This is a genomic window from Acinetobacter sp. YH16032, from assembly GCF_013417345.1.
Taxonomy (GTDB): Bacteria; Pseudomonadota; Gammaproteobacteria; order Pseudomonadales; family Moraxellaceae; genus Acinetobacter.
This window is the reverse complement of sequence record NZ_VPEE01000074.1, coordinates 1-4,213: the sequence shown is the minus strand read 5'-3', so window position 1 is coordinate 4,213 and position 4,213 is coordinate 1. Positions and strand designations below refer to the sequence as shown.

Genomic DNA, 4,213 nt, shown 5'->3' with positions numbered 1-4,213 from the left:
AAGTGTCCAAGTGAGCCTAAATCAGATATTAGCGCTTTTGGGAGTTTTTTTTGTTACCTATATATTCTTCTACTTCAAACTTTCAGTTAAAAGCAGATCATAGTTTCATTTCTAAGAATGCTTTGTTTGAATTATACGAAAGTTTTGTCTTCTATAGTTATAATGGAAGACAAGATCTTGCTTATTGTACTGAGGTACATCTTAGTGATGATCCTTATGTAACCCTATATTCTGTTCAATATGAAGAAAAATTTAGGCATCTTAGGATCAGAGATTTTGATTTCATCTATGGTCAAAGTTTTGATGAATTGAGAAAAAAATTTATAGTCTGAATTGATAAATGCCTCTTTAAAGTGGCATTTTTTTTGAACCAAATTTCGTATAAGAAACTTTATGTTAAATGGATAAGGCTGAAAAAACATAAAATCTTTTTAAATTAGATAAATTTTAGCAAAGCATTAATTTACTCGTTAATATTTGGGTTAAACTTAAAAAAGGAGTATAGCAAAATTGATGGAATCAAATGCCTTCACCAAAAATCTTTTTTCAACGTCTTGATGGCGCTGATTTTGTTAATGAATTAGCTACAGCCTCTTTTAATTATAATGAAGGTATCATTAGTGTTGCTTTTGCGCGAAAAAATGGTGCTGATATCATTTGTAATAATGTTCTAAACAATAAAAAAATAATATTTTTCATAGGAATAAATAATGGAGTAACGTCTAAGCAAGCTTTAGAATATCTTCTAGATAAGAATGTACATCAAGATATTTATTTGGTTAATACTGGTACTCCCCAACAGATTTTTCATCCTAAAGTTTTTTGTTTCTATGAAGAAGCTTCAAAGGAAGGAGTATTGAGTGTTGGAAGCTCCAACCTAACTTCTGGAGGATTTGAAACCAATATTGAAGCCAATATTTTATTGTATATAAATCATTCTAATTGGGATTTAATACAAACAATAATGATGAATTTAAATATCATAAAGGCTGATTGTATTCATTTAAAAAGTAAGCATCAGTTAGATAATTTACTAAATAATGGTTTTCTAGAGGATGAAAGTAAGAAAATTTTTGTTCCTGTTAGAAATCATATAGTATGGAGTCCTAGCTCTCCAAATATTCCAAAAGTTAAACTAAAAACAATAGTTAAGTCACAGAAAGAACCTACTAGTACAGGTACAGTCTCACCTACTAGTACAGGTACAGTCTCACCTACTAGTACAGGTACAGTCTCACCTGCCAGTACAGGTACAGTCTCACCTACTAGTACAGGTACAGTCTCACCTGGTATCCAGACAATTTGGTTTGAAACGAAGCGAATGACTGGTGGATCAAGAAATATTTTAGATTTATCAATGAAATCTTTAGTTGAAAGAGGAGATCCGAAAGGAACTATTTTTGAATTTAATGATTCTAAGTTGATGCTAGGTACAGTGTATTTTTTTGGAGTAGATCCTTTAAGTAGTCATAAACGTAAACTAATTACATTAGAGTTTGATGGGGTTGATTATATTGGCAATGAGATACTCTTCCCTACAGGAGATAATGCAAATGGTACGTGGCGCCTTCAGATTAAAGGAGTAAGCTCTAATAATATAAAAATTACAGATGCTTTTAGAGCAAAAGAAGAAGGATATTACTTAGTCGAAAAAATAATAACCTTTACTAAGATTCGTGAAGATTACTACTCTTTATCTGTATATTCAGAATCAGAAATGGCTAATTTTAAATTATCTTCACGAATCTTAGGTAGGAATGGTTCTTCAAAAAATGCTAAGCAATTTGGATTATTTTAAAAACGGCTTAACCATTCTTGGTGCTTATTTTTTCTAGCTCCGCTAATGCCACCATTTGCACCACCAAAGTTAAGCATAATTGTATCTTCACTTAATGGAATTCCTTCAGAAATAAATAAAGGAACATTATTTATTTCTCGAAATCGCTTAACGAAAAAGTTTAAATCAAAACTGTATGCGTATCCTGTTGTATGTTGATATGGTGGATCAACATAAACAATCGAGTTTGTAGGAAATGGAATACTGAGTAATTCCATAATATCCATATTGAAACAAGTTACTCCACTCATTTTGTTTACAATAGTATTTATTCTCCGTCTTAATTCATTCGGAGATGGTTGCATAGCATTTGCAGGACTACGACGAATACTTGTTTCAGTTGGTTCCCAATAGTCTCTAAAACAAGCATTTGCCCAATTTTTTTCCTTACGATAGATTTGTTTTCCACCAAAGGAACAAGCTTGAAGGATTGGATAAAGTTCCACTTCATGTTTATCTATTGGTAGTTTAGAAAGAGTAGATAAATGCTCTTTAAAATCTTTTTGACTACTAGGTAACTCTGCTAAAAATTGATCAAAAACATCCATATTAAAAGTATTAGATCCTATAGCTGACCAAAAAGCCCCCCAAGAACTAATATCAAGCATAGAGATACGTGTTGGATCTATACCTCGATTAACTAATTCAATAGAAATTGCACCTGAACCACAACATAAATCATAGAATTGAGTATTGGAGTCAGTAGAAGAGTTTAGAATTACATCAACTATTTGAGATGCTACACGTTGTTTACCACCTTGATATGAACAAGGCACTCGTAATATTGAGCTCATCAACATTTCCTTTGAATTAGAATTCTTGCATAAACTCTTTGACCATTGATTATACCGACCCCTCCTCTATCCTCAGAGTGTTGTAAGTATTTTACTTGTGAAAGAACATCAGAAGGTACATTGGAACGTGCATTACCATTAGCAAGCATTACAATTTCAAATTGATCTGGATTATATTTATCAAGGAATGTAATAGGTACACCCATTAAGCCATCATAATCTACTGGAATATTTTGAGTGCGGTTAACCTCAATGGCATCATAATTTTCATATTTTGGATAATCATTTGAATTATATGCTTTAGTTAAAACTAAATTTTCATGACGTCTAGTGGTATCTAAATTAGTAAACCAACGAACACCTTTGACTCTAATAAAGCGGCGCCCTGTATCATCTATCCCACAATTACTTGCATTTAATGGATAGTCATCAGGAACATAAAACTTACGATCTCCTGATCTTATAGAATCACCATACCAAATTTTATTATCACGAAAGAGTGGGAATATTTCCTTGCATGTTGATGCATTCATATTTCCAAGAATAATAAACTTTTTTTTATGCTGCATTAGCAAACTAATATATTCACGGAAAAGACTGAAGGGAGGATTAGTGACTACAATATCTGCTTCTTGTAATAGAGTTTCACATTCTTTTGAACGAAAATCACCATTACCATTTAAATGTACAAGAGAGTTACTCGGTATAGCAAATAAAGATTCTAAGTCTAAAGAACCATCAGGTCTTTCTAAACTATGGTTAGGTACCTCTTTTACTACTGCTTTATAGGCACTAGTTCCCCCATTTAGAGGATATTCTTGGCCTGCTAAACTAGATTCTGAATAGCAAGTGGATATTAGACCCGCTAATTCTAAGTCATCGAAATGAAGTATAAAGAATCTAAAGAAAGCTGATTCAAATGGATCATCACAATTACAAAGTATAGTTTTTCCCTTGAAATGCCTTCTATGGTTCATCATTTCCACAAAAACATCTTCATATTGAGTGTAAAATTCATCTTTTTTAACAATAAATGCATTATTAAGAGTGGCATTTCCAGATTTCAATTGAACTATTGGACGCTCGATATTTATATCAAATGGCATCTTTCCCTCACGAACAACAGTTTTAAGAAATGTATTAATCGCTGTGGACATGCTAATACCAATTTCATCAAATATTTTGCTAGCACTTTTTTTAACATCTAGATCAATACGGATTGTAGTGGTTGGTTTGATGGACATCTTTGGGCTCCAATAGAGAAATACAATGTAGCACAATTTAGTGCTGTAATCTCTATATAGAAGCATTGGTAATACTAGGATGATTATTAAAACACCAATCTTATTATTGAGTTTTCCTACAATTAACATAATACGGATTATGCGAAACGAGAGCCTACTGCTCTCGTTTTTTCATTCTAGAACTGCTAAACTTCTTATACGCCATTGACGTACTTCAACCTATGTTGTTCATTGAAACCAGTATTTTTACCAAGCAAATTAAAGAGCTAGTGAGCGATGAAGAGTATCGTCAGCTCGAGCAAGATCTCTTGGTACAGCCTGATAAGGGCGACTTAATC

At 32.4% G+C, this 4,213-nt stretch carries 3 protein-coding genes; 1 reads left to right on the top strand and 2 read right to left on the bottom strand.

Annotated features, from left to right (window positions below; all coding sequences use genetic code 11):
* Positions 1–523 precede the first annotated feature (523 nt).
* Positions 524–1,798, top strand: a complete 1,275-nt coding sequence (locus tag FTV32_RS15895) for a phospholipase D family protein (RefSeq protein ID WP_179995739.1) — start codon at positions 524–526, stop codon at positions 1,796–1,798.
* Here FTV32_RS15895 and FTV32_RS15890 read toward each other — a convergent pair.
* Both FTV32_RS15890 and FTV32_RS15885 read right to left on the bottom strand, forming a co-directional pair.
* A complete protein-coding gene (locus FTV32_RS15890) occupies positions 1,795–2,631 on the bottom strand; it encodes a DNA adenine methylase (RefSeq protein ID WP_179995740.1) in 837 nt (278 codons plus the stop codon). The two genes, FTV32_RS15895 and FTV32_RS15890, sit on opposite strands and share 4 nt — an antisense overlap.
* Positions 2,631–3,875 (bottom strand): type II toxin-antitoxin system RelB/DinJ family antitoxin, encoded by a 1,245-nt coding sequence (locus FTV32_RS15885; RefSeq protein WP_179991749.1) that lies wholly within the window; start codon positions 3,873–3,875, stop codon positions 2,631–2,633. Before FTV32_RS15885 ends, FTV32_RS15890 begins: the two co-directional genes overlap by 1 nt.
* Between the last annotated feature and the right edge of the window lie 338 nt (positions 3,876–4,213).